The 24,540-nt window shown below is 73.6% G+C and carries 23 protein-coding genes and 1 pseudogene; 11 read left to right on the top strand and 13 right to left on the bottom strand.

Annotated features, from left to right (window positions below; translation table 11 throughout):
- Positions 1-19 precede the first annotated feature (19 nt).
- The 3 genes from G514_RS0113445 (at position 20) to G514_RS0113435 (ending at position 3,728) form a co-directional block, all read left to right on the top strand.
- A complete protein-coding gene (locus tag G514_RS0113445) occupies positions 20-1,114 on the top strand; it encodes a squalene cyclase (protein WP_245582202.1) in 1,095 nt (364 codons plus the stop codon).
- Between the two features lie 9 nt (positions 1,115-1,123).
- Positions 1,124-1,756: a YgjV family protein gene (locus G514_RS0113440; protein WP_028652169.1), complete on the top strand. Its 633-nt coding sequence runs from the start codon at positions 1,124-1,126 to the stop codon at positions 1,754-1,756.
- A gap of 568 nt (positions 1,757-2,324) precedes the next feature.
- Complete coding sequence (locus G514_RS0113435) at positions 2,325-3,728, top strand: hypothetical protein (RefSeq protein WP_157544786.1); 1,404 nt, start codon at positions 2,325-2,327, stop codon at positions 3,726-3,728.
- Here the strand turns inward: G514_RS0113435 and G514_RS29295 are convergent.
- Positions 3,725-4,996, bottom strand: a complete 1,272-nt coding sequence (locus G514_RS29295) for an FUSC family protein (protein ID WP_051247435.1) — start codon at positions 4,994-4,996, stop codon at positions 3,725-3,727. The genes G514_RS0113435 and G514_RS29295 overlap by 4 nt on opposite strands.
- Positions 4,997-5,051: 55 nt before the next feature.
- Complete coding sequence (locus G514_RS0113425) at positions 5,052-5,999, bottom strand: NAD-dependent epimerase/dehydratase family protein (RefSeq protein ID WP_028652167.1); 948 nt, start codon at positions 5,997-5,999, stop codon at positions 5,052-5,054.
- Positions 6,000-6,106: 107 nt separating this feature from the next.
- Between G514_RS0113425 and G514_RS0113420 the strand changes: the two genes are divergently transcribed.
- Positions 6,107-7,012 (top strand): RNA polymerase sigma-70 factor, encoded by a 906-nt coding sequence (locus tag G514_RS0113420; protein WP_036564663.1) that lies wholly within the window; start codon positions 6,107-6,109, stop codon positions 7,010-7,012.
- 57 nt (positions 7,013-7,069) lie between these two features.
- Here G514_RS0113420 and G514_RS26675 read toward each other — a convergent pair.
- Positions 7,070-7,375 (bottom strand): annotated as a pseudogene (locus G514_RS26675) (GNAT family N-acetyltransferase); the annotation flags it as partial.
- An 86-nt stretch (positions 7,376-7,461) separates the two neighbouring features.
- On the opposite strand from G514_RS26675, the gene G514_RS29290 reads away from it, so the two are divergent.
- Positions 7,462-8,547 carry a PP2C family protein-serine/threonine phosphatase gene (locus G514_RS29290; protein ID WP_051247433.1) on the top strand — a complete coding sequence of 362 codons (1,086 nt, stop codon included), beginning with the start codon at positions 7,462-7,464 and terminating at the stop codon, positions 8,545-8,547.
- Here G514_RS29290 and G514_RS0113405 read toward each other — a convergent pair.
- Both G514_RS0113405 and G514_RS0113400 read right to left on the bottom strand, forming a co-directional pair.
- Entirely contained in the window at positions 8,522-9,118 is a 597-nt protein-coding gene (locus G514_RS0113405; RefSeq protein WP_245582201.1) for a DUF2238 domain-containing protein, read from the bottom strand. The genes G514_RS29290 and G514_RS0113405 overlap by 26 nt on opposite strands.
- A 40-nt stretch (positions 9,119-9,158) precedes the next feature.
- Positions 9,159-9,686, bottom strand: coding sequence for a YbhB/YbcL family Raf kinase inhibitor-like protein (locus G514_RS0113400; protein WP_028652164.1), 528 nt, complete (start codon positions 9,684-9,686; stop codon positions 9,159-9,161).
- A gap of 66 nt (positions 9,687-9,752) precedes the next feature.
- On the opposite strand from G514_RS0113400, the gene cobA reads away from it, so the two are divergent.
- Positions 9,753-10,988, top strand: a complete 1,236-nt coding sequence (cobA, locus tag G514_RS0113395) for a uroporphyrinogen-III C-methyltransferase (RefSeq protein ID WP_028652163.1) — start codon at positions 9,753-9,755, stop codon at positions 10,986-10,988.
- Entirely contained in the window at positions 10,981-11,784 is an 804-nt protein-coding gene (locus G514_RS0113390; protein WP_028652162.1) for a TrmH family RNA methyltransferase, read from the top strand. The genes cobA and G514_RS0113390 overlap by 8 nt, the downstream gene beginning before the upstream one ends.
- 22 nt (positions 11,785-11,806) lie before the next feature.
- Here G514_RS0113390 and def read toward each other — a convergent pair whose 3' ends face one another.
- Positions 11,807-12,394, bottom strand: a complete 588-nt coding sequence (gene def, locus G514_RS0113385; protein WP_028652161.1) for a peptide deformylase — start codon at positions 12,392-12,394, stop codon at positions 11,807-11,809.
- A gap of 128 nt (positions 12,395-12,522) precedes the next feature.
- On the opposite strand from def, the gene G514_RS0113380 reads away from it, so the two are divergent.
- Both G514_RS0113380 and G514_RS0113375 read left to right on the top strand, forming a co-directional pair.
- Positions 12,523-13,887, top strand: a complete 1,365-nt coding sequence (locus G514_RS0113380) for an acyl-CoA dehydrogenase family protein (RefSeq protein ID WP_051247432.1) — start codon at positions 12,523-12,525, stop codon at positions 13,885-13,887.
- A complete protein-coding gene (locus G514_RS0113375; protein ID WP_028652159.1) occupies positions 13,887-15,110 on the top strand; it encodes an acyl-CoA dehydrogenase family protein in 1,224 nt (407 codons plus the stop codon). The genes G514_RS0113380 and G514_RS0113375 overlap by 1 nt, the downstream gene beginning before the upstream one ends.
- 1 nt (position 15,111) lies before the next feature.
- On the opposite strand, the gene G514_RS0113370 is transcribed toward G514_RS0113375, so the two are convergent.
- The 7 genes from G514_RS0113370 to G514_RS0113340 all read right to left on the bottom strand — a co-directional run bounded on the left by G514_RS0113370 (position 15,112) and on the right by G514_RS0113340 (position 22,221).
- Positions 15,112-16,536: an LLM class flavin-dependent oxidoreductase gene (locus tag G514_RS0113370; protein ID WP_028652158.1), complete on the bottom strand. Its 1,425-nt coding sequence runs from the start codon at positions 16,534-16,536 to the stop codon at positions 15,112-15,114.
- A gap of 7 nt (positions 16,537-16,543) precedes the next feature.
- Positions 16,544-16,870, bottom strand: a complete 327-nt coding sequence (locus tag G514_RS0113365; protein WP_028652157.1) for a hypothetical protein — start codon at positions 16,868-16,870, stop codon at positions 16,544-16,546.
- Between the two features lies 1 nt (position 16,871).
- Positions 16,872-17,399, bottom strand: coding sequence for a hypothetical protein (locus G514_RS29285; RefSeq protein ID WP_211222130.1), 528 nt, complete (start codon positions 17,397-17,399; stop codon positions 16,872-16,874).
- Positions 17,400-17,582: 183 nt separating this feature from the next.
- Positions 17,583-18,749: a galactokinase gene (gene galK, locus G514_RS0113355; RefSeq protein ID WP_084152087.1), complete on the bottom strand. Its 1,167-nt coding sequence runs from the start codon at positions 18,747-18,749 to the stop codon at positions 17,583-17,585.
- A 69-nt stretch (positions 18,750-18,818) separates the two neighbouring features.
- Positions 18,819-19,394: a LysR family substrate-binding domain-containing protein gene (locus G514_RS0113350; protein WP_028652155.1), complete on the bottom strand. Its 576-nt coding sequence runs from the start codon at positions 19,392-19,394 to the stop codon at positions 18,819-18,821.
- A 76-nt stretch (positions 19,395-19,470) separates the two neighbouring features.
- Positions 19,471-21,726 carry a catalase/peroxidase HPI gene (gene katG / locus G514_RS0113345; protein WP_028652154.1) on the bottom strand — a complete coding sequence of 752 codons (2,256 nt, stop codon included), beginning with the start codon at positions 21,724-21,726 and terminating at the stop codon, positions 19,471-19,473.
- Positions 21,727-21,774: 48 nt separating this feature from the next.
- A complete protein-coding gene (locus G514_RS0113340; protein ID WP_281167619.1) occupies positions 21,775-22,221 on the bottom strand; it encodes a Fur family transcriptional regulator in 447 nt (148 codons plus the stop codon).
- Positions 22,222-22,305: 84 nt separating this feature from the next.
- On the opposite strand from G514_RS0113340, the gene G514_RS26660 reads away from it, so the two are divergent.
- Both G514_RS26660 and G514_RS0113330 read left to right on the top strand, forming a co-directional pair.
- Positions 22,306-22,986: a hypothetical protein gene (locus G514_RS26660; protein ID WP_051247431.1), complete on the top strand. Its 681-nt coding sequence runs from the start codon at positions 22,306-22,308 to the stop codon at positions 22,984-22,986.
- Complete coding sequence (locus G514_RS0113330; protein ID WP_028652152.1) at positions 22,983-24,533, top strand: DNA polymerase Y family protein; 1,551 nt, start codon at positions 22,983-22,985, stop codon at positions 24,531-24,533. The genes G514_RS26660 and G514_RS0113330 overlap by 4 nt, the downstream gene beginning before the upstream one ends.
- Positions 24,534-24,540 lie beyond the last annotated feature (7 nt).

Below are 24,540 nucleotides of genomic sequence, written 5' to 3'. Positions count from 1 at the left end.
CTCCGTCTAGCGTTCAGGGATGGAGCGGACGGAAGACCCGGGTCCTTTCCGGCCACGAACGGCGCCGCTGGTCGAGGACGACCCGGTGGTGCGGTGGCTGCTGCAGGGCGATCCCGCCATCCGCTGGCAGGTGTTGCGCGACCTCGTCGACGGCTCGGAGACGGAGGTCGCGACCGAGCGGTCACGGGTGGAGCGCGAGGGCTGGGGTGCGCGGCTGCTGGCGCGGCGCGCTCCTGACGGCCTGTGGGCGAACGGCGCCTGCTTCCCGGACACGGCGGCGTTCGCCCTGGCAACCGCGCGGGCTCTGGCTGCCGGCGAGCCGCCTCCGCCGTGGCCGTCGCCCGATCCCGATCCCGAACCCGCCGGCCAGCCATGGACCGCGACGTATCCGGTCTTGCGCGACCTGTGCGCTCTGGGCGTGCCCCGGGAGAGCCCCGTGATGCAGGAGACCGCCCGGCTGGTGGCCCGGAACTGCCGCTGGGAGTACGACGGGCTGCCCTTCTTCGCCGGCGAGGTGGACTGCTGCATCAACGCCGGCACGATCGTGATCGGGACCTACCTGGGCGTCGACGTCGGACCGGTGGTCGAACGGCTCGTGGCCGACCAGATGCCGGACGGCGGGTGGAACTGCTGGGCCGAGACACGCCCGGCGCCGTCGTCGTTCGCGAGCACCCTGGACGTGGTCGACGCCCTCCTGAGGTGGGAGCGCCACACCGGCGGCACCGAGGAGGTGCGCCAGGCGCGCCGAGACGGGGAGGAGTACCTGCTCCGGCGCAGCCTTCTCCGGTCGTTGCGCACGGGTGAGGTGGTGGATCCGAGGTGGACGTCGTTCGCCTATCCTCCGCGCTGGCACTACGACCTGCTCAAGGCCACGGAGTACTTCGCCCTGCGTGGTGGCACTCCCGATCCGCGGCTGGCCGAGGCGATCGAGTGCGTGCGCGCCAAGCGCCGACCCGACGGGCGTTGGCTGCTCGAGAACACCCACGCCGGCGCGGTCCACTTCCGGTTCGAGGAGCCCGACGGCACGCCCAGCCGGTGGAACACCTTGCGGGCCCTGCGCGTGCTGCGCTGGTACGACGCATCGGCCGACCGGGCGCGCGCCGTACCTCAGTAGCCTTCAGGGGTGACCTGGCTCGCTGAGCACTGGCTCGACCTGTTCGGCTGGCTCGGTAGTGCGCTGCTCATCGTCTCGCTGCTGCAGACCCGCGTGCTGCGGTTCCGCCTGCTCAACCTGGGCGCGTCGGTGATCCTGGTGACCTTCAACGCACTCCTGGCGGTCTGGCCGATGGTCGGGATGAACGTGGCCACCAGCGCGATCAACGTCGTCTTCATCGCCAGGATGCTCCGCGACCGTCACTCCGAGGCGGCCTACGAGGTGCTCGAGGTGGGCCCGAGCGACGCCTACCTGTGCCACTTCCTCGGTGTGCACGAGGCCGACATCGGGCGCTCCCTGCCCGGGTTCTCGGCCGGCGACCTGACCGAGGACGACCTCGCCTTCCAGGTGCAGAGCGGCGACGAGACCGTCGGTGTGGTGCTCATCCGGGGCGAGGGCGAGGTCGCCCACGTGCTGCTGGACTACGTGACTCCGCGCTACCGGGACTTCTCCCCGGGCGAGTTCGTCTGGCGGCGGGCGAGCAGGTTGCGAGACCGTGGCTTCCGCAAGGTGGTCACACCGCCCGCGATGCTGGCGCCCTACTACGACCGCCTGCCGCAGGACTGGCGCCCGGTGGGGACGTCGTACGAGCTCACGCTCTGACTGCGTGTGTCCCTGTCGGCTGGGCGCCGTAGGCACCGTGCGGGGCCCTGCCTACGCGAGTGACCTCACCGATGAGCAGTGGGACCTGCTGGAGCCCGCACTCAACGCGCCGGGCGAGCGCGGCCGCAAGCACGCCGACACGCCGACTCTCGAGTTGAAGTCGCGGCCTGACCCCCTCGTCCGGAGCGCACTCATCGCGGCACGTCCGCGTGCGAACAGTGGCGACGCGCCGAAGTGTGGTGCTGCGGATGAGCTGAGCTGATCTTCAGCACCACACTCTCAAGCGGACTGCTGACCGGCGACCCATGGAGGCCTGATTCATCCGGCCACTCGCACGTATTCGGACGTAGCGAGCGACGATGCTGCGTGCCGGCCTCAGCGTGGGAGGCCAAGTCGGGCTGGCGATCGCTACGTTCGGCTACGCCACCCTGCCGCCAGACGCACTCAACTCGGCTGATCCGGGAACTGCGTCGCCAATGGAGACACCCCGAGTGAGAGAAGACCAGAGGATCGCCTGGTCCGCCTCGACGACGGGGCGATGTCGGTGGTCGCGTCTAGCGTGATCTCCATGAACGACGACCTGTCCGACCTCGACGAGGCCGGCCTGCTGGCCGCCTCGTCGGAGGCGGTGCGGGCTCGTCGGCTGGCGGAGGTGCGCGACCTCCAGGTGCTGGCGCAGTGGGCCGCCGTGCACTCCGGTGACCCGGTGCACGAGCGGGACTCGCTGGTGTGCCTGGGCGGCGAGGGGACGCCGGGGGTGCAGGAGTTCTGCCTCGGTGAGATCGCGCTGGCTCGCGGCACGGGCGTCACCGCGACGGTCAACGCGATGGCCGACGTCCTCGACCTGATGCACCGGCTGCCGCGGACGTGGGCCGTGTGCCGGGCGGGCACGGCGGAGCTCAGCATCGCCAGGCGGGTCGCGAAGCTGTCGCGGCACCTGCCCGCCGACCGGGTCGGTGTCGTCGACCAGACGATCAGCGGGATCATCGCCCACGAGTCCGGCGGCCGGGTGCTGGCCGTGGCCGAGGCCGCGATCATCAAGGCCGATCCCGCCCTTCACGAGGAGCGCGCCCAGGCCGAGCGGCGCCGGCGCTACGTGTCCTCGGGGCGCACCGACGAGTTCGGTCTCCGCACGGTGATCGCCCGGGTCGAGGCCGGCGACGCGATGTGGGTCGAGGCGATCGTGGGCAGGGTGGCCGAGATCCTCGCCCCGCGGTTCCCGGAGGCGGCCGCCGACGAGCTGCGCTCGATCGCGTTCGGCTGGCTGGCGCGTCCTGCCGAGCTGCTGCAGCTGCTCCTCGAGCACCGCGACCCTCAGGAGGAGATCGCGCCCGAGCCCAGCCGAGCGACCGCGTTCCCCGCCGACCTGCTCGACGCCCTGCGTGAGGTCGACCTCGCGCCTATGGCTCCCAGGTCGGTGCTCTACGTCCACCTCCACGAGGCCGCGATCCAGGGCGCGCCCGGCGTCGCGCGCGTCGAGGGGCTCGCGCCGGTCACGCTGGCCGGCCTGCAGCGGCTGCTCGCCCGCACCGACCTGACCGTCAAGCCGGTGATCGACCTCTCCGACCGCGTCCGCAGCACCGCCTACGAGCACTCCGACGCGCTCAAGGAGCGGGTGCACCTGATCACCGGCGGCGACTACTGGCCCTACGCCACCTCGGTCAGCCGCAACGTCGACTACGACCACCCGATCCCCTACGACGCCGAGCAAGACATCCGCGGCGGCCCACCGACGCAGACCGGCACTCACAACTCCGGCCCGCTCGGCCGGAGACATCATCGGTGGAAGACCCACGCCGGCTACCGCGCTCGCCAGTGCGGGCAGGGCCGCTACGTCTGGCTGACCCCGCACGGGCTCGGCTTCCTGGTCGATCACCGCGGCACCCGACGCATCAGCGCGCAGCACGCCCGGATGATCCTCGACGCCCCACCGGGCGTCGACATCTACCCCACCTCGAGCTCCGGCACCTAGAGCTCCGGCAGCGCCTGCGTGTCGTCGTCGGGGCCGGTCGGCGCCGGCCAGTCGCTCGCCGGCCGGCGACGGATCGTGGGCTTCGGGGGCAGCCGGCGCGGGGGGAGCAGCCGGAGCTGGCGGCGTACGCGCTCGTCCAGCGCCAGCTCGTGCTGCAGCCGCCGGACCGTGGCGCGCGTGGTCGCGTAGAGCTCCACGACGTCGGCGCTGTACTCCTGCGCCAGCGCCTCGTCGAGGTGGGCTCGGGCACGGACCATGCCGTCCTGGGCCTCCTGGAGCCGGGTGATGTCGTCGCGGCTGAGGCTGACCTGGACGTCGCCCTCGTGGCGCACCAGCTCGCCGAAGGCGTCTGTGCCGGCGGCCAGCGTGCGGAACGTCTGGGCCAGGTCGCGCAGCACCGTGGCCGCGGAGTCCTCGCCGAGCCAGTCGCCCTCGGCGGCCTCCGACACCGACCGCATCAGCCCACGGATCGCCACGGCCGTGTGCTCGAGGGCCTCCAGGCCCTGCCGGAGCCCAGGCTCGACGTGGGGCGTGCGGACGGCGCGGACGTTGAGGCGCCGACCTTCCTCGGCGCGGAGCAGCGCGGCGCCCACGACCGGGATGTCGTGCGTGATCCGCCGGGAGTCGTCGAGCCACTCCCGAGCGGCACCCGACAGCCGCTGCGGCTCCTCGTCGGCCATGGTGTCCAGCGCCTCGGCGGCCCGGGTCAGCAGCTCGCTGACCGCGTCGGCCAGCCCGTCGATCGCGCGACCGGCGTCGGAGCTGGCGACCTTGGGCGGGAACACCAGCGTCGCGGCGATGCCCACCACCGCGCCCACGAGCGTCTCGGTGATGCGCTGCCACGCCGCCGCCCCGGCGCCGATCGCCCCGACACCCAGGACGAGCATCGCGCTGATGGCCACCTCGACCAGGTTGTCGCGCAGGCGGAGGAACTGCCCGAGCGTGATGGAGATCAGGATGAGGACGCCGAGGCTCCACCACTCCAGGGGTACGACGGCCGCGAACCCCACGGCCAGCGCCACCCCGGCGACGACCGCGACGACGCGGTCCAGCCCGCTGGCGAGCAGGGACAGCGGCGTCACCTGCACCACCAGCATCGCGGTCAGCGGGGCGAGCAGCGGCTCGGTGCCGGGGAACAGCCAGGACGCCACGAGGTAGCTCGTGGTCGCGGCGACGGTGATGCGCAGCGACCACATCACGGCCGCGCGGCCGTCGCGGCGCACGCGCGCGAGCTCCCTCTCCAGGAAGCCGCGCCACCACCGCACCACGCCTCATTCTGCAACGGCCGGGCGGGACCGCTCGGGCAACCGCCCGTCGTCGGGCTCAGCCGATGCCGGTGCGGAAGCCTTCGCGCCAGCTGGAGTAGCGCGGCGCCCACCCGAGCTCGCGCTTGGCCTTCGCGTTGGACGAGCCGCGCACGGACGTCATCAGCTCCACCCCGAACTCGCCGATGAGCGGCCGGGCCAGCCAGGCGGGGATCCGCATCGGCTTCTTGCCGCCGAGCTGCTCGGCCAGGTAGGGCAGCCAGTCCGAGACCGGCGCCGGGTCGTCGTCGACGACGTTGTAGATGCCCGGCTCGCCTCGCTCGATCGCCGCCACGGTGGCGGCGACGGCGTCGTCGATGTGGATCCACGACCACACGCCGCGCCCGCCGCCCACGACCGGGATCTTCCCGCGCCGGACGAGCTGGCCCATCTCGCCGTCGCGCGAGAGGGTGTTGCCCGGGCCGTAGAAGTTGCCGTAGCGCAGCACCAGCCCCTCGAGGCCGGCGGCCGTGGTGACGACCCGCTCCAGGTGCTTGAGCGCGCGCAGCGACTGCGTCGCCTCCTTGCCGGCGCGGTCCACGAGCGGGTCGTCCTCGCTCTTGACCGGCCCGCCCGTGCGCTGGTTGGTCCAGTGGCCGCCATAGCTCTGGGCGACGAACCGGCGTACGCCCGAGGCCCGCGCGGCCGCGAGGAGGTGGTCGGTGCCCTCCGTGCGCAGCCGGTTGGTCACGGCGAAGTCCTGGTCCCACTTCTTCAGGTTCCCCGTCATCCCGCTCAGCGCGGTGAGCTGGTGGACGACGACGTCGGGCTTCGCCTCGGCGATCGCCTCGCGCACGCTGCCCGCGTCGAGGGGGTCCATCACGATGCCGGTCGCGCCCGCCGCGTCGACAGCGGCCCGGCCGGCGTCGTTGCGGCTCGACCCGAACACGTCGTGGCCCTCGTCCGAGAGCAGTGGCGCAAGGCGGCTTCCGACCGCTCCGGTCGCGCCGGCGATGAAGACTCGCATGATCAGTTCCTTTCGATTCTCGTGTGCCCCTCCGACGGCACCGGCGAGCCGCCTGTGACAGATTCCGGGAGGAATCCCGGAGATCACGGGGCTACGCTGACGGCGAGATGATCGATCTCTCCCAGGCGCACGACGAGCTGCGCCCGCTGATGTTCTCGATCGCCTACCGGATGCTCGGCAGCGTCGTGGAGGCCGAGGACGTCGTGCAGGAGGCCTTCCTGCGGATCCACCGCAGCTCTCCGGAGGGCGTGGACAACCTCGACGCCTACGCCAGCACGGTCACCACCCGGCTCGCCATCGACACGTTGCGCTCGGCGCGGGTCCGCCGCGAGCGGTACGTCGGTCCCTGGCTGCCCGAGCCGATCCTCGGCCCCGACGACGCGGACCCCGCGCACCGGGTCGAGACCGACGAGACGGTGTCGACGGCGTTCCTCGTGCTGCTGGAGGCGCTCTCGCCGGTGGAGCGGGCGGTCTTCGTGCTGCGCGAGGTCCTCGGCTACGAGTACGCCGACATCACTGCGGTGGTCGAGAAGTCCGAGGCGAACTGCCGGCAGATCTTCGTCCGGGCGAAGAAGCGGGTCAGCGAGGGCAGGCCCCGGTTCGAGGCGTCTCGCGAGGAGCGCGACCGGCTGGCCTCGGAGTTCCTCGCCGCGGTCAGCGACGGCGACCTGGCCGGCCTGGAGCGCCTGCTCGCCGAGGACGTGGTGTTCGTCGGCGACGGTGGCGGCCGGGCGCCGGCGATCCAGAAGCCGATGACAGGAGCCGTGGCCGTCGCCAGGTTCCTGGTCGGCCTGATGCGCCGCGGCGAGCAGCTCGGGGTGTCGCTCGACCTCGTGGAGGCCAACGGCCGGCCGGCCCTGCTCACCCGGGACGCCGACGGCGCGCTGATCAGCGTGATGACGATGGACGCCAACGCCGGGCGGATCGTGGCGCTCCACAACGTCCTGAACCCCGACAAACTGGGCCATCTCGGCCCGGTGGGCGACCTCAACGCGCTGCTCGGCCGGGGCTGAGGCGGTCCTCCCGGATCTCGGGGGAGCCCCACGTGGCCGACGAGGTCGCGGCCCGGTTCAGGAGCTGAGCAGGGCTCTCAGCGTGACCGTGTGCGGCCCGAAGCCGTGCTTCTCGTAGAGCCGGATCGCGGTCGGGTTGGCGGCGAACGCGCTCACCACGGCGTACGCCGCCCCGCGCTCGCGCGCCCAGTCGAGGAACGCCTCCACCAGCCGGCTGCCCACCCCGAGGCCGCGGTGCTCCGGCAGCACCCACAGGCTGTTGAGCCGCGCCTCGCGCTGCAGGACCATCGGCGTGAGCTCCGGGTAGGAGCCCATCAGCCCGCCGGCCAGCTCGCCGCCGACCTCGGCGAAGAGGCCGACCCGGCTCGTCGGATACGGAGCTCGGGGTCGGGCACGCCGGGAGTCTAGGCACGCCGACCCGGTCGCGGCCCAGGCACTAGCCTTCGGGGATGGCTGGCCGGGCGGCTGAGGTGCTGCGAGCGCGCGTCGACGCGTGGCGGAGCGGCTCGGTCCGCGCGCAGTGGGCGGTCGCGGCCGGGCTCGTCGTACTGGTGGCGGCGTCGTTCGGCGTCTCGATGGTCGATCGCGGGCTGATGCCGCTGACGGCGTACTTCCTGTGGCTGCTCGTCGCCAGGATCCTCCTCAGCTTCCGGCCGCTGCTGGTCGTGGCGGCGGTCGACGCCCTCGCGGGCGCCCTGTCGCTGGTGCTCCAGGAGGACCTCTCGCCGATCCAGTGGCTGGCCGTGGTGGAGTTCCTGGTCGCGGTGCTGCTCGTCCTCTACGTCGCGAGCCGCGCGCGGAGCAGCCTGCCCGGCATGCTCAGCGAGGCGCTCCTGGGGGAGCTCAAGGACCGGCTCCAGGCCCAGGGCCGCATCCCGAGCCTGCCCGGCGGCTGGGAGTCGCAGTCGGCGATGCTCACGTCGAACGGCGTCAAGTACGCCGGCGACTTCCTCGTCGCCGAGCTCAGCGACGACAAGCAGCGGCTGGAGGTCGTGCTGGTCGACGTGTGCGGAAAGGGGACGGCCGCCGGACCGGCCGCGCTGCAGTTCGCCGGCGCGCTGGGTGGGCTCATCGGGGCGCTCGGGCCGGAGGACCTGTTCCGGGCCGCCAACAGGTTCCTGCTCCGCCAGGGCGACGACGAGGCGTTCGCCACCGCGGTCCACCTGCTCGTCGACCTCGAGGACGGCGGCTACCAGATCACCAGCGCCGGCCACCCGCCCGCGCTGCGGCTCGACCTGCCGAGCGGCGAGTGGCTGATCGACAACGCCCGCGGCACCGCCCTCGGCGTGCTCCCCGACCCGGAGCTGCACGTGAGCCACGGCCGGCTCCTCCCGGGCGAGGCGCTGCTCTTCTACACCGACGGGGTCGTCGAGGACCGCGCCTCGCACATCGACGCCGGGATCGCCTGGCTCCAGCGGACCGCGCAGGAGGCGGTCGGCGTCGGCTTCCGCGGCGCCGCGACCCGCATCATCGACCAAATCGAGAGCGGCGACGACGACCGCGCGGTGCTCATCCTGAGCCGTCAGCGCGAGTAGCGCTCACCCGCGCGACCACGAGCGCGGCGAGGAAGGCGCCACAGGAGCCGAGCGTCATGTCGGCGAGGGTGTCCTCGTATGCCGTGTCGAGCTCGGTGCCGTGCCGGATGAACGTGTACCACTCACCGATCTCCCACCCGAGAGCCAGCAGGCAGCCCAGACCGGCGACCAGCAGCAGCTGCGCCCAGCGCGGCTCGAGGTCCTGCGCGATGAGGAGCCCGATGCCGGACAGCAGGAAGAACCAGTTCACGAAGTGGTTCATGTCGTCCCACCACGTGATGGTGTCGTAGAAGTCGAGGCTGTTGCCGGTCGTGTCGACGAGGAAGCCGAGCATCACGAGCGCGAACGCGACGTACGGCGGCTCGGCGTCCGGGCGGCGCCGCTTCACCACCACCCACCAGATCGCAGGGATCAGCAGCATCATCACCGGGTACGCCGCGAGGCGGGCGCCGAACGCCTTGTCGGCGAACCGCTCGATGCCCGGCACCCAGGTGGCGACCGCGAGCTGCGCGATGGTGGCGACCAGGACGAGCGCGGGCAGCCAGATCAGGCCGTGTCGGGAGCGTGGCACGCCCGCATCATGCCGGGTGCGGGCGCGCCGCGTGGGGAACTCAGTGCTGGTAGGTGCCGTGGAGGATCGCGCGGCCGGCGGTCTTGAACGCGAGGTTGAAGGACACCACCGCGGGCGAGGCGTCGGCGTCGACGCCGAGCGACTCCTCCTTCACCGCGTGCACAACGAAGTAGTAGCGGTGTACCTGGTCGCCCTCCGGCGGCGCCGCGCCCATGAACGCGCGCGTCCCGCCGTCGTTGCGGCACATGAACGCGCTGCCCGGCAGCGACGCGCCCTCGGCACCGGCTCCGGCGTCGAGCGAGGTGCAGTCGGCGGGCAGGTCGACGAGCACCCAGTGCCAGAAGCCGCTCGGCGTCGGGGCGTCGGGGTCGAAGCAGGTGACCGTGAAGCTCTTGGCGTCCTCCGGGAAGCCGGACCACGACAGCTGGGGCGAGGTGTCGCCGAACTCGTTGACCTGGTCGTCCTTGAGCGGCTGGCCGTCGGAGACGTCGTCGCTGGTGACGGTGAACGACGGGACGGTCGGCAGCAGGTCGTAGGGGTCCGGGCTCACCGGGCGGTCGAGTGACATGGAGGCTCCTGTCTCACGAGGTCGGGTGGTCCGACCCTAGTCCGCAGGTACCCCGATGATGGAGGGGTGGAGCAGCACCCGCCGTACCCCTCCGGCCTGATCCTGACCGGCCGCCGGGTGCTGGTCGTGGGCGGTGGCCACGTCGCGCAGCGCCGGGTGCCGCAGCTGATCGCCGCGGGGGCGGACGTCGTCCTGGTCTCGCCCGAGGTGACGCCGGCGGTCGAGGGGCTCGCCACGGCGGGGGAGATCGCCTGGCACCGGCGTGGCTTCGAGGACGCCGACCTCGACGGCGCGTGGTACGTCATCGCCGCGACGGACGACGCCGCGGTCAACGAGGCGGTGACCGACGGCGCCGAACACCGTCGGGTGTTCTGCGTGCGCGCCGACGACGCCACCCGGGCGAGCGCCTGGACGCCGGCCGTGGGCCGGCACGCGGGCGTGACGGTCGCGGTGCTCGGCAACCGGGAGCCGCGGCGCAGCGCGGCCGTGCGCGACGAGATCCTCGAGGGCCTGCGCGAGGGCACGATCGTGGCCCGCCACCAGCGCGACCGGTCGCCGGGTGTGGTCCTCGTCGGGGGTGGTCCGGGGGACCCCGAGCTGATCTCGGTCGCCGGGCGCAAGGCCCTGATGGAGGCCGACGTCGTCGTGGCGGACCGGCTCGCGCCGCGCGAGCTGCTGGGGGAGCTGCCGGCCGACGTCGAGCTCATCGACGTCGCCAAGCTGCCCCGGGGCCGGGCGGCCCAGCAGGAGGAGATCAACCGCGTCCTCGTCGAGCGCGCCCGGGCCGGCCAGCGGGTGGTCCGGTTCAAGGGCGGCGACAGCTTCGTGTTCGGGCGGGGGTTCGAGGAGGTCGAGGCGTGCCGGGCCGCCGGCGTACCCGTCACCGTCGTCCCGGGGCTGACCAGCCCCATCACGGTGCCGGCGCTGGCCGGCATCCCCGTTACCCACCGCGGTGTCGCGCACGACTTCACCGTCATCTCGGGGCACGTGCCCCCCGGTCACCCCGACTCGCTCACCGACTGGGACGCCGTCGCGCGGCTGCACGGCACGCTGCTGCTGATGATGGCCGTCGACAACGCCCCGGCGATCGCCGACGCCCTCCTCGCCGGCGGTCGCGAGCCGGGCACACCGGTCGCGGTCGTCTGCGACGGCAGCATGCCGGGGGAGCGGACCGTGCTCTCGACGCTCGGCGCCCTCGCGGCGGACCTCACCCGCGAGGCCGTGCGGCCGCCCGCGATCATCGTGGTCGGCGACGTCGTCGCGGTGGCCCGTCCGGAGCACTACCCCGACCGCCGTGGCTGAGCTCGTCGAGATCGGGTCGGCGGACGACCCGCGGCTCGCCGACTACCGCGACCTGCGCGACGTCGAGCTCCGCAAGCACCTCGAGGCCGAGCACGGTCTGTTCCTGGCCGAGGGCGAGAAGGTGGTGCGGCGCGCGGTCGAGGCCGGCCACCGCCCGCGCTCGTTCCTCATGGCGCCGCGCTGGCTCGACGGCCTGTCCGACGTCCTCGCGACGACGGACGCGCCCTGCTACGTCGTGTCCGAGGACCTCGCCGAGCAGGTCACCGGCTTCCACGTCCACCGCGGCGCGCTGGCCTCGCTCGAGCGCCGCCCGCTTCCGGCGTTGGAAGAGGTGCTCGAGGGCGCGCGGTCGGTGCTGGTGCTCGAGGAGATCGTGGACCACACGAACGTCGGCGCGATCTTCCGCTCCGGCGCGGCGCTGGGCTTCGACGCGGTCCTGCTGGCGCCCCGGTGCGCGGACCCGCTCTACCGGCGCTCGGTCAAGGTCGCCATGGGCGCGGTCTTCGCGCTGCCGTGGACCCGCCTGCCCGACTGGCACGGCGCGCTCCTGGCCCTGACAAGGCGCGGCTTCACCACCGTGGCGCTCACGCTGGCCGACGACGCGGTCCCGGTCGAGGAGGCTGTCGCCGGGGTCGACCGGCTCGCGCTGGTGCTGGGCTCGGAGGGGCACGGGCTCTCGCCGCGGTGGGAGGAGACCGCCGACCGGCGCGCGATCATCCCCATGGCCGGCGGCATCGACTCGCTCAACGTCGCCGCCGCCACCGCGGTCGCCTGCTACGTCGCGGCGCGCCGCTGAGCCGTCCGGCGAGGGCCGCTGCCTAGTGCGCGGGCCAGTCGAGCGGGTAGTCGTCGGCGGCCTTCTCCATGGCCTTCTGGAGCCGCTTGCGGAGCTTGGTCGGCAGCCGGTCACCGAACACCGTGCCCAGCGTGTGGTCGGTCTCGTGCTGGAGGCAGCGGGCCAGCATGCCCGTGCCGGTGAACTCCACCGGTGAGCCGTCGACCCCGGTGCCGGTGACGGTGGCGAGGTCCGGGCGCGCGCACTCGACGAACGCACCGGGGTAGGAGAGGCAGCCCTCGTCGCCGTCGTCGAGCTTGCGGTCCTTGCCTTCGGGCAGGGTGAGCACCGGGTTGCACACCACGCCCACCGTGCGGAGGCCCTCGTCGTCGGGGCAGTCGAACACGAAGACCGCCCTGTCGACGCCGATCTGGCACGCCGCGAGACCGACGCCGTCGGCGGCGTACATCGTCTCGACCATGTCGCTGACCAGCCGCAGCAGGGCGTCGTCGTAGTCGGTCACCGGCTGCTGCGGCCGGTGCATGACGTCCGCGCCCCAGCGCGTGATCGGGTGGACGACACCGCCGCGCGGGAGCTGCCCGTACGGCGCGTGGACGGTCTGCTCGGTCACGCGGGAACGATAACGAGGCACCCCCGAGATGGCGGACTCCGGTGCGGACCGGAGTGTGGACAGCGGTGTGACCGGAGGCACCCCGTCACGTGTAGCCCGCTGTGTAACTCGGAGTTACATTGAGGAGCATGTCCTTGCTCGGCAATCTCCGCCCAGGCGGGCGGCACGGGGTGGCGTCGTCCGAGACCCGCGACCCGATCGGCTACCTCGTCGCCGGCCTGAGCCGGCTCGCCCAGACCGACCTGCTCGACCGGCTCGGGCTGCGCAAGCAGGCCGAGCAGGCGGTGTTCACGGTCACCCGCAGTGGTTTCAGCACCGTGACGAAGGCCGGCCGGACCTTCTCCCGCAAGGGCGCGCGCGGCAAGGACGGCGTGCGTGCGCCGGCGACGAAGGCGACCGGGCAGTTCGACCTGACGCCGACCGAGGACGAGCAGCTGCTCGTCGACGTGGTGACCGAGTTCGCCACCGAGGTCGTGCGGCCGGCGGCAGCCGACGCCGATGCGGCGTGCGCCACGCCCGCCGAGGTGCTCGAGGCGAGCCTGGAGATCGGCCTGCCGATCCTCGGGCTCCCGGAGTCGCTCGGCGGCGTCGCCGAGGAGCGCTCGGCCATGGCCGGCACGCTCGTCGCGGAGGCGCTCGCCACGGGCGACCTCGGCATCGCCGTGGCGGCCCTCGCTCCCGGCTCGGTGGCCACCGCCATCGGCCTGTGGGGGAGCGACGAGCAGCAGCAGACCTACCTGCCGGCCTTCGCCGGAGACGACGTGCCCGCGGCAGCGCTCGCGCTCACCGAGCCGCAGGTGCTCTTCGACGTCCTGAGCCCGCGGACCACCGCCGTGCGGCGGGGTGACGGCTACGTCCTCAACGGCGTGAAGTCGCTGGTCCCGCGCGGGGCCGACGCCGAGCTGTTCGTCGCGGGGGCACAGCTCGACGGCCGCCCGGTGCTGTTCCTCGTCGAGTCGTCCGCCGAGGGCCTCGCGCTGGAGGGCGACCCGTCGATGGGCGTGCGCGCCGCCGGCCTGACCCGGCTCACGCTCACCGACGTCGAGGTCGACGAGGGCGCGGTGCTGGGCGCGACCGACGGCTCGACGTACGCCGAGTGCGTGCGACTCTCGCGGCTCGCCTGGTGCGCGCTGGCGGTCGGCACCGGCCAGGCCGTCCTCGACTACGTGACGCCGTACGTCAAGGAGCGTGAGGCGTTCGGCGAGCCGGTGGCGCACCGCCAGTCGGTCGCGTTCATGGTGGCGAACATCGCGATCGAGCTGCAGGCGATGCGGCTGCTGACCTACAAGGCGGCGGGCCGGGCCGCGGCGGGCAAGGACTTCGCCAAGGAGGTCGCGCTCGCCCGCAAGGCGTGCGCCGACCACGGCATGCGGATCGGCCTCGACGGCGTGCAGCTGCTCGGTGGCCACGGGTTCGTCAAGGAGCACCCGGTGGAGCGGTGGTACCGCGACCTCCGGGCCGTCGGCGTCATGGAAGGCGCGGTGATCGTGTAATGCCCATCTCCCTGGACGACCCCAAGAAGTTCCGGTCGCTGGTGGGCCAGGCCCACCAGGTCGCGATGAACATGCTGCGCCCGATCTCGCGCAAGTACGACCTCGCCGAGCACGAGTACCCCAAGGAGCTCGACATGCTCGCGGCGATGATCGACGGGCTCGCCGAGTCCGGCGCGTCGGAGGGCGCGGGGGCCGCCGGCGTGCGTCGCGACGACAAGCAGGACGACGGCTCCGGCACCCAGAGCAAGAACGGCGCCAACCTGGCGAGCGTCATGTCCATCCAGGAGATGTGCTGGGGCGACGTCGGCCTGCTGCTCTCGATGCCGCGCCAGGGTCTCGGCAACTCCGCGATCGCCTCGGTCGCAGACGACGAGCAGCTCGCGCGCTTCGACGGCGTGTGGGCCGGCATGGCGATCACCGAGCCCGGCACGGGCTCCGACTCGGCCAACATCAAGACGACCGCCGTCCTCGACGGCGACGAGTACGTCCTGAACGGCGAGAAGATCTTCGTGACCTCCGGCGACCGCGCCGACCACATCGTGGTCTGGGCGACGCTCGACAAGGAGCTCGGCCGGGCGGCGATCAAGTCGTTCGTGGTGCCGAAGGGGACGCCGGGCATGCGGGTCGAGCGGCTCGAGCACAAGCTCGGCATCCGCGCGTCCGACACCGCCACGATCATCTTCGAGAACTGCCGCGTCCCTGCGGAGAACCTCCTCGGCTCGGCCGAGGTCGACCCCAAGCAGGGCTTCGCGGGCGCCATGGCGACCTTCGACAACACCCGCCCGCTGGTCGCGTCGATGGCCATCGGCTGCGCCGCGGCCGCCCTCGACCTCACCCGCGAGCTGCTCGCGGACGCGGGCGTCGAGGTCGACTACGACCGGCCGGCGTACACCCAGCCCGCGGCGGCGGCGAAGTTCCTCCAGCTCGAGTCCGACCTCGAGGGTGCCCGGCTGCTGATGCTGCAGGCCGCCTGGATGGCCGACAACCGCAAGCCCAACTCGCTCGAGGCCTCGATGGCCAAGGCCAAGGCGGGCCGGGTCGGCTCCGACGTCACGCTGTCCTGCGTCGAGCTGTGCGGCGCGGTCGGCTACAGCGAGACCGAGCTGCTCGAGAAGTGGGCCCGTGACTCGAAGATCCTCGACATCTTCGAGGGCACCCAGCAGATCCAGCAGCTGATCGTCGCTCGCCGGGTGCTGGGCCTCACGAGCAACGAGCTCAAGTAGGTCAGGCCAGCAGCCCGGCGAGCCGCTCGACGTCGTCGGCGCCGTCCAGGTCGGCGACGCCGAGGAACACCGTGTCGACCCCGAGGTCGGCCAGCCCGCCCCAGCGGTCGCGCTGGTCGGCGACGGTGCCGGCGTGGGTCCTCTCGGCGTACGCCGCCGCGGCGGTCCGGCCGCGCAGCCGCTCGACGCGCGCCCACGCGTCCTCGCGGTCGGTGCCGATCGTGGGCAGGTCGAGAACCGTGACCCGCACGCTCTCGGAGCGCCGGCGCAGCGTCTCGACGTACCCGTCCAGCGCCGGCCGCGCGGACGGTACGTTGGCCGCGTCGCCGAGGGTCGCCGCGACCCGCAGCGTGCGCGGGCCGGTGCCGCCGACGATGACGGGCAGGGTGCCGACCGGCCGCGGGTAGCACGTCGTCTCCGGGAGGCTGACCCGCGCGCCGTCGTGGGGCTTGGTGCCGGCGGCCCACAGCGCCTTCATGGTCTCGATGCCGCGCTCGAGCGCGTCGAGGCGCTCCCGTGGAGGCGGGAAGTCGAGGCCGTACGCCGCGTGCTCGCGCTCCCACCAGCCGGCACCGACGCCGACGAACGCCCGGCCGCCGGTCAGGACGTCGAGCGTGGCGGCCGCCTTGGCGGTGATGCCGGGCGCGCGGAAGGTGACCGGCGTGACCAGGGTGCCGAGCTCGAGCTCGGTGCCGAGCCCGGCCACGGCGCCCAGGGTGACCCACGGCTCCGGGATCGACGCCCAGGCCCGGTCGACCTGGGGGATCTGGATGAGGTGGTCCATCAGCGAGAGCCCCGCGAAGCCGGCCTGGTCGGCGGCTCGCGCCACGCCGGTGAGCCATGCCAGCGGGTCCTCGCCCCACGGGAACCTGCTGACCTGGAGCACCACCTTCAGGCCCTGGGAGGTGCGCCGCTCGACGGCGGGCTCCCGCGACGCCTTCGGCGGCTCTGCCGAGGTCTCCTCGGCCGTCACGGTGTGCACGACGTCCCACCCCTCGAGCCCGAGCTCGGGGACCAGCGCCCGGTGCCGGGTCAGCTGGCCGGCGAGGACGGGCGCCGGCACCGGTCGGTCGCGCGCGGCGTTGCGCCGGCGACACTCGGCGTCCGGCGTGTCCATCACCACGAGCACCGCGGGCAGCCCTACCTCGCGGGCGCGGGCGAGCCAGGCGCGGCGGCGGACCTGGTCGGTCCCGAGCGTGTCGACGACGGTCGTGAGCCCGCGGCCGGTCCGGGCCGCGACCACCCGCTCGAGCAGGTCGAACGCGTCGCCGGTGGCGTCGAGGTCGTGCGGGCCGCTGCCGACCACGCCGCGGAGGGCGTCCGACGACACGATCTCGTCGCGGCGGTAGCGGGCTCCGGCCCACGTGGACTTGCCGGAGCCGGACGGACCGACCAGGACCACGAGGGCCGGGTCGGGCAGGTTCACACGACGACTATGACGTGCTGGGGCGGGGCGGGGGGAGCTTGGCGCCCGGGACGTTCTTCGGCCTGGGAGCGCGGGCCGGCTTGGCGACGGGCCGCTGCGGGCCGATGTTGCGGGCGACGACGGCCGGGGACGGGACGCTCTGCTCGCCGTGCTTCGAGGGCGTGAACGTCGTGGTCGTGGGGGGAGGCGACTCGTGCCGGCGTACGCGCGAGATCACCTGGTCGGCGATCCGGCCCATCGGAGGCCCGGCGAGGGTCACCAGCCGGTCGGCGGTGCCCCGCCCCAGGCGGAGGCCGGTGCTGACGCCGCGGGTGAGGATCGTGCGCGGGTCCATGTCAGCCCTCGCTCCCGGTCGTCGTCGGCGGTGCCTTCCTGGGGGACTTCTTCGCGGCGGCCTTCGTCGCGGCCGGACCGGTCGTGGACTTCTTCGCCGGCTTCTTGGCCGACTTCTTGGCCGCAGCCTTGGCCGGCGCGGTCACGGCCGCCTTGGCCGACGGGGCCTTCTTCACGGGCGCCTTCTTGGCCGGCGCCTTCTTGGCGGGCGCCTTCTTAGCTGCCTTCTTGGCCGGTGCCGCCGTGGCGGTGGTCTTCACCGGCTTGAGGGGATCGCCCTGCGTCTTGCGCGACTCGTCCTGCGGCTCGGGCACGGCGACGGGCCGGGCGGGGGCCGAGGGCGCCGCCGCACGACGGCGACGGCTCGGGACCTTGGCACCGACCGCGCCGGCGACGGCGACGGCCTGGCCGACCACCTTCTGGCCGGTGCCGACCGGGTCCTTCACGGTCTCGCTCACGGTGCCGACGACGGTCGCGGCGGCGTCGGTGGCAGCGTCCTTGATCTTCCCGAGGGGGTTCTTGCGGGCCACGGTCAGGTCCTTCCGAGGGCGGATGCTCTAGGTCGAGTAGACCACGTACCCAGAAGTGCCTCAGGACACCGTCCGGAACGGGTCGTGGTCGGCGAGGATCTTGTCCACCGGGCCTGGTCGAGGCGGGTGCCCACCGACTGCGACTCCTGGGCGTCCCGCAGCCGACTCAACCTCGCTCGCGGATCAGCCTTCGACGCTCGCGCCGCCGGACGGCACCGCCCTCAGGTGCTGCGGCGCGCGGAACCCCTCCAGCACGAACGCCGCGTCGACGGCGCGGACGACCGCGTCCACTCGCTCGTCGGGCACCACCGCGACGCTGGACCCGCCGAAGCCCCCGCCGGTCATCCGGGCGGCCACCGCGCCGGCCTGGACCGCGATCGCCACCGCGCAGTCGAGCTCGGGGCAGGAGATCTCGAAGTCGTCGCGCATCGAGCGGTGCGACGCGTCGAAGATGCTGCCGACCTCGTCCCACCGCGAGTCCCGCAGGGCTGCCACGGTCTGCGGCACCCGGGCGATCTCGGTGACGACGTGCCTCGCGCGCCGCCGGACCCGCTCGTCGCCGAGCGCCTCGACGCCCTCGAGGTCCGCCCGCCGCAGGCTGGGCACCCCGAGCTCGCGCGCCGCGGCCTCGCAGTCGGCGCGACGGGCGCCGTAGCCGCCGTCGGTGAGCGCGTGGCTGACCCTGGTGTCGGTCACCAGCAGCGTGTGGCCGGCGAGGTCGAGCGGGACGACGGTCCGCTCGTCGGACTCGAAGTCGATGAGCAGCGCGGCGCCCTCCGAGGCGTGCACCGCGACGGTCTGGTCCATGCCGCCCGTGGGCGCGCCGACCACCTCCGTCTCGGCGCGGATGGCCGCGTCCATGAGCGTGTGTGCGTGCTCGACGGGGTCCGCGCCCACGAGCGACAGCAGCGCGATGCCGACCGAGCACTCCAGGGCCGCCGAGGACGACAGCCCCGACCCCACGGGCACCCGGCTGTCCACGAGCAGGTCCACGCCCGGCACGTCGTGGCCGGCCTCGCGCAGCGTCCAGACGACCCCGGCGGCGTAGCCGGCCCACCCGGCGACGGCGTCGGGCCCGAGCTCGCCGAGGCTGCCCTCCCAGGCCTCGTCCTGCTGACGGCTGGCGACCCTGACGAGGTCGTCGCCGCGGGCCCGCGCGGCGGCGTACGTCGCGTGCGGGAGGGCGACCGGCAGCACCAGCCCGGCGTTGTAGTCCGTGTGCTCACCGATCAGGTTCACGCGGCCGGGCGCGCGTCCGACGACGGTCGGCGGCTCTCCGTAGTGGTCCGCGAACCCGGCTCGCAGCGAGTCGGTCAGGGCTCCGGCGTCACCGGGGTCGACGAGGGACACGCGACTAGCATCCACCCCACGAGCGATTCCTCGACGTGAAGGTCGGCGTGGGTGACCAGCCTCGGGTGATCAGCCCCGCGTGCTGCCCTCGCGGCGGCCGCGGACGATGCCGACGAAGGCCTGCGGGAGCTCGCCGTCGTTCTCGACCAGCCAGGCCAGGCCGACAGGGGAGTCGGGCAGGTCGCTGACGACGCGGTACGTCGCGTCGCGGCGGTGGTGGAGCCGGGCCACCGACATCGGCATCACCGCCACGCCGGTGCCGGCGGCGACCGTCTCGACGGCGTCCTTCTCGCTCATGGGCGGCCACGCCAGCTGCTCCGCGCGGGGCCGCCAGCCCGTCCGCTCGGGGATCACCAGCTGCTCGTCGGCCAGGTCGTCGGTGGTGACCTCGTCGGCCAGCGTGAGCAGGTGCTCGGTGCCCATCACGGCCACGGGCCTCTCGTCGTAGAGGTGCACCAGGTGCAGGCCGTCGCGGTCGACCGGCAACCGGACGATGGCCATGTCGACGCTGCCGTCGCGGAGCGCGCGCTCCTGCTCGGCCTCGCTGAGCGGCACCAGCTCGATCGGCTCCCTGCGCCGCTTTCGCCAGGTGTCGGCCCAGCGGTCCGGCATCGCGCCGGTGACGAAGCCGATGCGGAAGGTCACGTGTCCATCCTCCCCTGGACGGCCGCGGGGGCGGCCCGCACAGCGGACCACCCCCGACGGTCGGTGCCAGGTCGACTCAGGGGTGCAGGTCGAACCGGTCGAGCTCCATGACCTTGGTCCACGCCCGCACGAAGTCGTCGACGAACTTCGAGCCCGCGTCGGCGCTGGCGTAGACCTCGGACAGCGCCCGCAGCTGGCTGTTGGACCCGAAGACCAGGTCGACGCCGGTGGCCGTCCACCGCACGTCGCCGGTGGCGAGGTCGCGGATCTCGTAGACGTCGGGCGTGGACTCGGAGTCCTTCCACTCGGTGCCGGGCGCCAGCAGGTTGACGAAGAAGTCGTTCGTCAGCACGCCGGGACGCTCGGTGAGCACGCCGTGGGGCGAGTCGCCGAGGTTGGCTCCCAGGGCCCGCATGCCGCCCACGAGCACGGTCATCTCCGGCGCGGAGAGCTCGAGCAGGTAGGCCCGGTCGACGAGGAGGGTCTCGGGCTGGAGCTTCTCGCCGCCGCGCAGGTAGTTGCGGAAGCCGTCGGCCCGCGGCTCGAGCACCGCGAACGAGTCGACGTCGGTGTCCTCCTGCGAGGCGTCGGTGCGGCCCGGGGTGAACGGCACCGTGACGTCGTGGCCGGCGTCGCGCGCGGCCTTCTCGACCGCCGCGCCGCCCGCGAGGACGATGAGGTCGGCCAGCGAGACCTGCGCGCCGCCGGCGGCGTTGAACTCCTGCCGGACCTTCTCGAGCGCGTCGAGCACGGCGCTCAGCTCGGCCGGGTCGTTGGACGCCCAGCTGCGCTGCGGCTCGAGGCGGATGCGGGCGCCGTTCGCGCCGCCGCGCTTGTCGGTGGTGCGGAACGACGCTGCCGAGGCCCACGCGGTGCGGACCAGCTGCGCCACGCTCAGGCCGGTGTCGAGCACCTTCGCCTTGAGGTCGGCGACGTCGGACTCCGAGACCGGCTGGCCCTCGGCGGCCGGCACGGGGTCCTGCCACAGCTGCGGCTCGGCCACGTAGGGGCCGAGGTAGCGCTCGACGGGGCCCATGTCGCGGTGCAGCAGCTTGTACCAGGCCTTGGCGAAGGCCAGGCGGAACGCGTCGGGGTCGTCGAGGAACCGGCGCCCGATGGCCTCGTAGGCCGGGTCCTGGCGCAGCGCCAGGTCGCTGGTGAGCATCGTGGGCTTGCGCTTGTTGGGCGTGCCGTCGGGGTCGGGCACGATCGCCTCGGCGTCCTTGGCCTCCCACTGCCAGGCACCGGCGGGGCTCTTGGTCAGCTCCCACTCGTGGCCGAAGAGCAGCTCGAGGAAGCGGTTGTCCCACCTCGTCGGGGTGTCGGTCCAGGTCACCTCGAGGCCGCTGGTGATCGTGTCCGCGCCCTTGCCGGTGCCGTAGGTGCTGCGCCAGCCGAGGCCCTGGCCGGTGACCGGGCAGCCCTCGGGCTCGCGGCCGACGTAGTCGTCGGCCGGCGCCGCGCCGTGGGTCTTGCCGAAGGTGTGACCGCCCGCGATCAGCGCGAAGGTCTCCTCGTCGTTCATCGCCATCCGGGCGAACGTCTCGCGGATGTCGCGCGCGGACTTCACGGGGTCGGGCTCGCCGTTGGGACCCTCCGGGTTGACGTAGATGAGGCCCATCTGGACCGCGCCGAGGGTGTCGGCGAGCTCGCGCTCACCGCTGTAGCGCTCGTCGCCGAGCCAGGTGTCCTCGGGACCCCAGAAGACCTCCTCGGGCTCCCAGACGTCGCGCCGGCCGAAGCCGAAGCCGAAGGTCTCGAAGCCCATGTCCTCGAGCGCGACGTTGCCGGCGAAGACCAGGAGGTCGGCCCACGAGATCTTCTGCCCGTGCTTCTGCTTGACCGGCCAGAGCAGCCGGCGCGCCTTGTCGAGGTTGGCGTTGTCGGGCCAGCTGTTGAGCGGGGCGAACCGCTGCGCGCCGTCGCCGGCGCCGCCGCGCCCGTCGGCGATGCGGTAGGTGCCGGCGGCGTGCCAGCTCATCCGGATCATCAGGCCGCCGTAGTGGCCGAAGTCGGCCGGCCACCAGTCCTGGGAGGTGTTGAGGACCTGCTTGACGTCGTTCGTCAGCTCGTCGATGTCGAGCTTCGCGAACTCCGCTGCGTAGTCGAAGTCGTCGCCGAGCGGGTTGCCGGCCGGCGAGTGGGCGTGAAGGACCTTGAGGTCGAGCTGGTCGGGCCACCAGTCCTGGATGGTGTGGGGACGGTGCGCCTTGGGCTCGGGGGAGGGCATCCCCGGGTTCTCGCTCTCGCTGCCCTGGGCGGTGGCCCCGCCGTGCTCGCCGGGAGCTCCGTCCTTGCGGTCGGTGCCTTGGGGGTCCTGCGTGTCGCTCATGGTGCAACCTTTCCGGAAGGGCGCTGCTGTGGACGTTTCAGTGGGCGTTCAGGGGGCGGTCAGGACGGGCCGTGCGGAGGTGCAGGCGGGGCAGCGGCCCCAGTAGATGACCTCGGCCTCGTCGATCACGAAGCCGCCGGCGTCGGACGCGGTCAGGCACGGGGTGTCGCCCACGGCGCAGTCGACGTCGGCGATGGCGCCGCAGCCGCGGCACACCACGTGGTGGTGGTTGTCACCCACCCGCGACTCGTAGCGGGCGACGGTGCCGAGCGGCTGGATCTTGCGGACCAGCCCGGCCTCGGTGAGCACCCTGAGGACGTCGTAAACGGCCTGGTGGCTGATCTCGCCGGTCTCGGTGCGCACGGCGGTGATGAGCGACTCGGTGTCGGCGTGGGGCAGCCGGCGCACGGCGTCGAGCACCGCGACCCGCTGCTGGGTCACCCGGAGACCGGCCTCGCGCAGCTCGTGCTCGAGGTGCGGCGCGGGCGGGATCACGCGAGCACTCAACCGGATTTTCTTGAACGATTCAAGTGATGATCCCGGCTTGACGCGTTCGAACACGTGTTCGAAACTGGGTGGATGACCCCCACCGCGGCCCTGGACCCGGAGCGTCCGGTCCTCGACCAGCTGCGCGACCGGGTCACCGCGATGGAGGGCGGGCCGGCGAGGCTACCCGTGCCGGTGCTGCCCGCGCTGTCCGGGCTGGTGTCCCTGCGCACCGGCGGCACCTACGGCGTCGACTCGGCCTCGCTCGGACTCGCCCTCGCCGCCGGCGCCTCCGAGGCGGGGGAGTGGGTCGGGTTCGCCGGGTGGCCCGACTTCGGGGCCGAGGCGGCGGCCGGCCTCGGCATCGAGCTGAGCCGGACGGTCCTGGTGCCCGACGTCGGCGAGCACTGGCTCGAGGTGACCGCGGCGCTGGTCGACGTGCTGCGGGTCGTCGTGCTGCGCCCGCCGGCGCGGGTCGACGCGCGCTCGGCCGGCGTGCTCGACGCGCGGCTGCGCAAGCGGTCGTCGGTGCTGGTGGTGTGGGGCGACTGGCCGCGGTGCGAGGCCCGCCTCGGCCTCGAGGACGTGCGCTGGAGCGGCCCCGACCGCGGCCAGGGCCGGCTGCGCGCCCGGCACGCGCGGATCGCCGTACGCCGCGGAGCAGCGCCGCCGGTGCGGGCCGACCTCGCCTTCCCGGGCGAGTCCGGCTCGCTGAGCCTGCTCGCGCCGCCCGCCGAGCGCGTCCTCGACACCTCCTGGCAGGCGTCCGGATGAGGATCCTGGTCGTCTGGTGCCCCGACTGGTCGGTCGTCGCGGCGCTGAGCGAGGCAGAGCGGTCGCCGGCCGAGCCGGCCGCGGTGCTGGCGGCAGGTGTGGTCGAGGTGTGCAACGCCCCCGCCCGGGCCGACGGCGTCCGGCGCGGCCAGCGCCGGCGCGACGCTCAGGCGCGCTGCCCCGAGCTGGTCCTGCTCGAGGCCAACCCCGACCGCGACGTGCGCCACTTCGAGCCCGTCCTCGAGACGGTCGAGGCGCTGCGGCCCGGCGTCGCGTCGCTGCGTCCCGGGCTGCTGGCCGTGCGGGCGCCGGGCCGGTGGTTCGGCGGCGAGGCCAACGCCGCCGCCGTGCTGGCCGAGACCCTCGTCGAGGCGGGGGTGCGTGACTGCCGGCTCGGCATCGCCGACGACCTGTTCACCGCCGAGCAGGCCGCGCGGCGCGCGCGGGCGCAGGAGTGCGAGGTCGTGGCGGCCGGGGGGTCGGCGGCCTACCTCCGCGAGCTGCCTGTCGAGGTGCTGGAGGCCGACGGCGCCGAGGGGCGCGAGGCGGTCAGCCTGCTGCGGCGGCTGGGCCTGCGCACGCTGGGCGACCTCGCCGGGTTGCCGCTCGACGCGGTCCAGGACCGCTTCGGCCGCTACGGCGCCCGGGTCTGGCGGCAGGCGCGGGGGGAGTCGCCCACCCATCTGGCCGCGCGCACGCCCCCACCCGATCTCACCGCCGAGATCGCCTTCGAGCCGCCGCTCGACTCGGTCGAGGCGATCTGCTTCAGCGTCCGCACCACCGCGGAGCGGCTGGTCACCGAGCTCGGCTCGCGGCAGCTGGTGGCGACGGGGGTCCGCATCGAGGCCGAGCACGACGGCGCGGTCGCGTCGTCGCGCACCTGGCTGCACCCCCGCTACTTCTCCGTCCGCGACCTGGTCGACCGGGTCCACTGGCAGCTCCAGGGCAGCTCCTCGCTCCGTTCGCGGCGCGACCCGGGTGCGGTGCGCGCCCCCGTCGAGCGCGTGCGCTTCGTGCCCGAGGTCCTCGAGCCGGCCGCTGCGCACAGCGACGGGCTGTGGGGCGGCGCCGGCGAGGAGCTGGTCGAGCGCGGCGTGGCGCGGGTCCAGGCGATGGTGGGGTTCGACGCGGTCACCAGGCCGGTGCTCCAGGGCGGTCGCGGCCCGGCCGACCGGCAGACAGCGGTGCCCTGGGGTGAGCGCGCGACCGGCTTGCGTCCGCGCGACCGGCCGTGGCCAGGTCGCATCCCCGGCCCCGCACCCTGCCGGGTCTTCGCCGACCCGCTTGCCACCGAGGTGCGCGATGACGTCGGCCGGGCGGTGGCGGTGACCGAGCGCGGCGCGGTCACCGGCGAGCCGACCCGGTTCCGCGTCGACGAGGCCTGGCAGCCGGTGGCCGCCTGGGCGGGGCCGTGGCCGGTCGACGAGTCGTGGTGGTCGGGTGGGAGCGGCCGCGCGTCCCGGTTCCAGGTGGTCGGCACCGACGGTCGCGCCTGGCTGCTGCGCTGCGGCCCCGAGGGCTGGCGGGTCGAGGCGGGCTACGACTGATGGGCGG

The organism is Nocardioides halotolerans DSM 19273 (assembly GCF_000422805.1).
Lineage (GTDB): Bacteria > Actinomycetota > Actinomycetes > Propionibacteriales > Nocardioidaceae > Nocardioides > Nocardioides halotolerans.
This window is presented reverse-complemented; position numbering and strand designations above follow the sequence as displayed.

Coding starts and splice junctions, on each gene's coding strand:
- G514_RS0113445 (WP_245582202.1), top strand. CDS start 20: ATGGAGCGGACGGAAGACCCGGGTCCTTTCCGGCCACGAACGGCGCCG.
- G514_RS0113435 (WP_157544786.1), top strand. CDS start 2,325: ATGAACGACGACCTGTCCGACCTCGACGAGGCCGGCCTGCTGGCCGCC.
- G514_RS0113425 (WP_028652167.1), bottom strand. CDS start 5,999: ATGCGAGTCTTCATCGCCGGCGCGACCGGAGCGGTCGGAAGCCGCCTT.
- G514_RS0113420 (WP_036564663.1), top strand. CDS start 6,107: ATGATCGATCTCTCCCAGGCGCACGACGAGCTGCGCCCGCTGATGTTC.
- G514_RS29290 (WP_051247433.1), top strand. CDS start 7,462: ATGGCTGGCCGGGCGGCTGAGGTGCTGCGAGCGCGCGTCGACGCGTGG.
- G514_RS0113400 (WP_028652164.1), bottom strand. CDS start 9,686: ATGTCACTCGACCGCCCGGTGAGCCCGGACCCCTACGACCTGCTGCCG.
- G514_RS0113380 (WP_051247432.1), top strand. CDS start 12,523: ATGTCCTTGCTCGGCAATCTCCGCCCAGGCGGGCGGCACGGGGTGGCG.
- G514_RS0113375 (WP_028652159.1), top strand. CDS start 13,887: ATGCCCATCTCCCTGGACGACCCCAAGAAGTTCCGGTCGCTGGTGGGC.
- G514_RS0113365 (WP_028652157.1), bottom strand. CDS start 16,870: ATGGACCCGCGCACGATCCTCACCCGCGGCGTCAGCACCGGCCTCCGC.
- katG (WP_028652154.1), bottom strand. CDS start 21,726: ATGAGCGACACGCAGGACCCCCAAGGCACCGACCGCAAGGACGGAGCT.
- G514_RS26660 (WP_051247431.1), top strand. CDS start 22,306: ATGACCCCCACCGCGGCCCTGGACCCGGAGCGTCCGGTCCTCGACCAG.
- G514_RS0113330 (WP_028652152.1), top strand. CDS start 22,983: ATGAGGATCCTGGTCGTCTGGTGCCCCGACTGGTCGGTCGTCGCGGCG.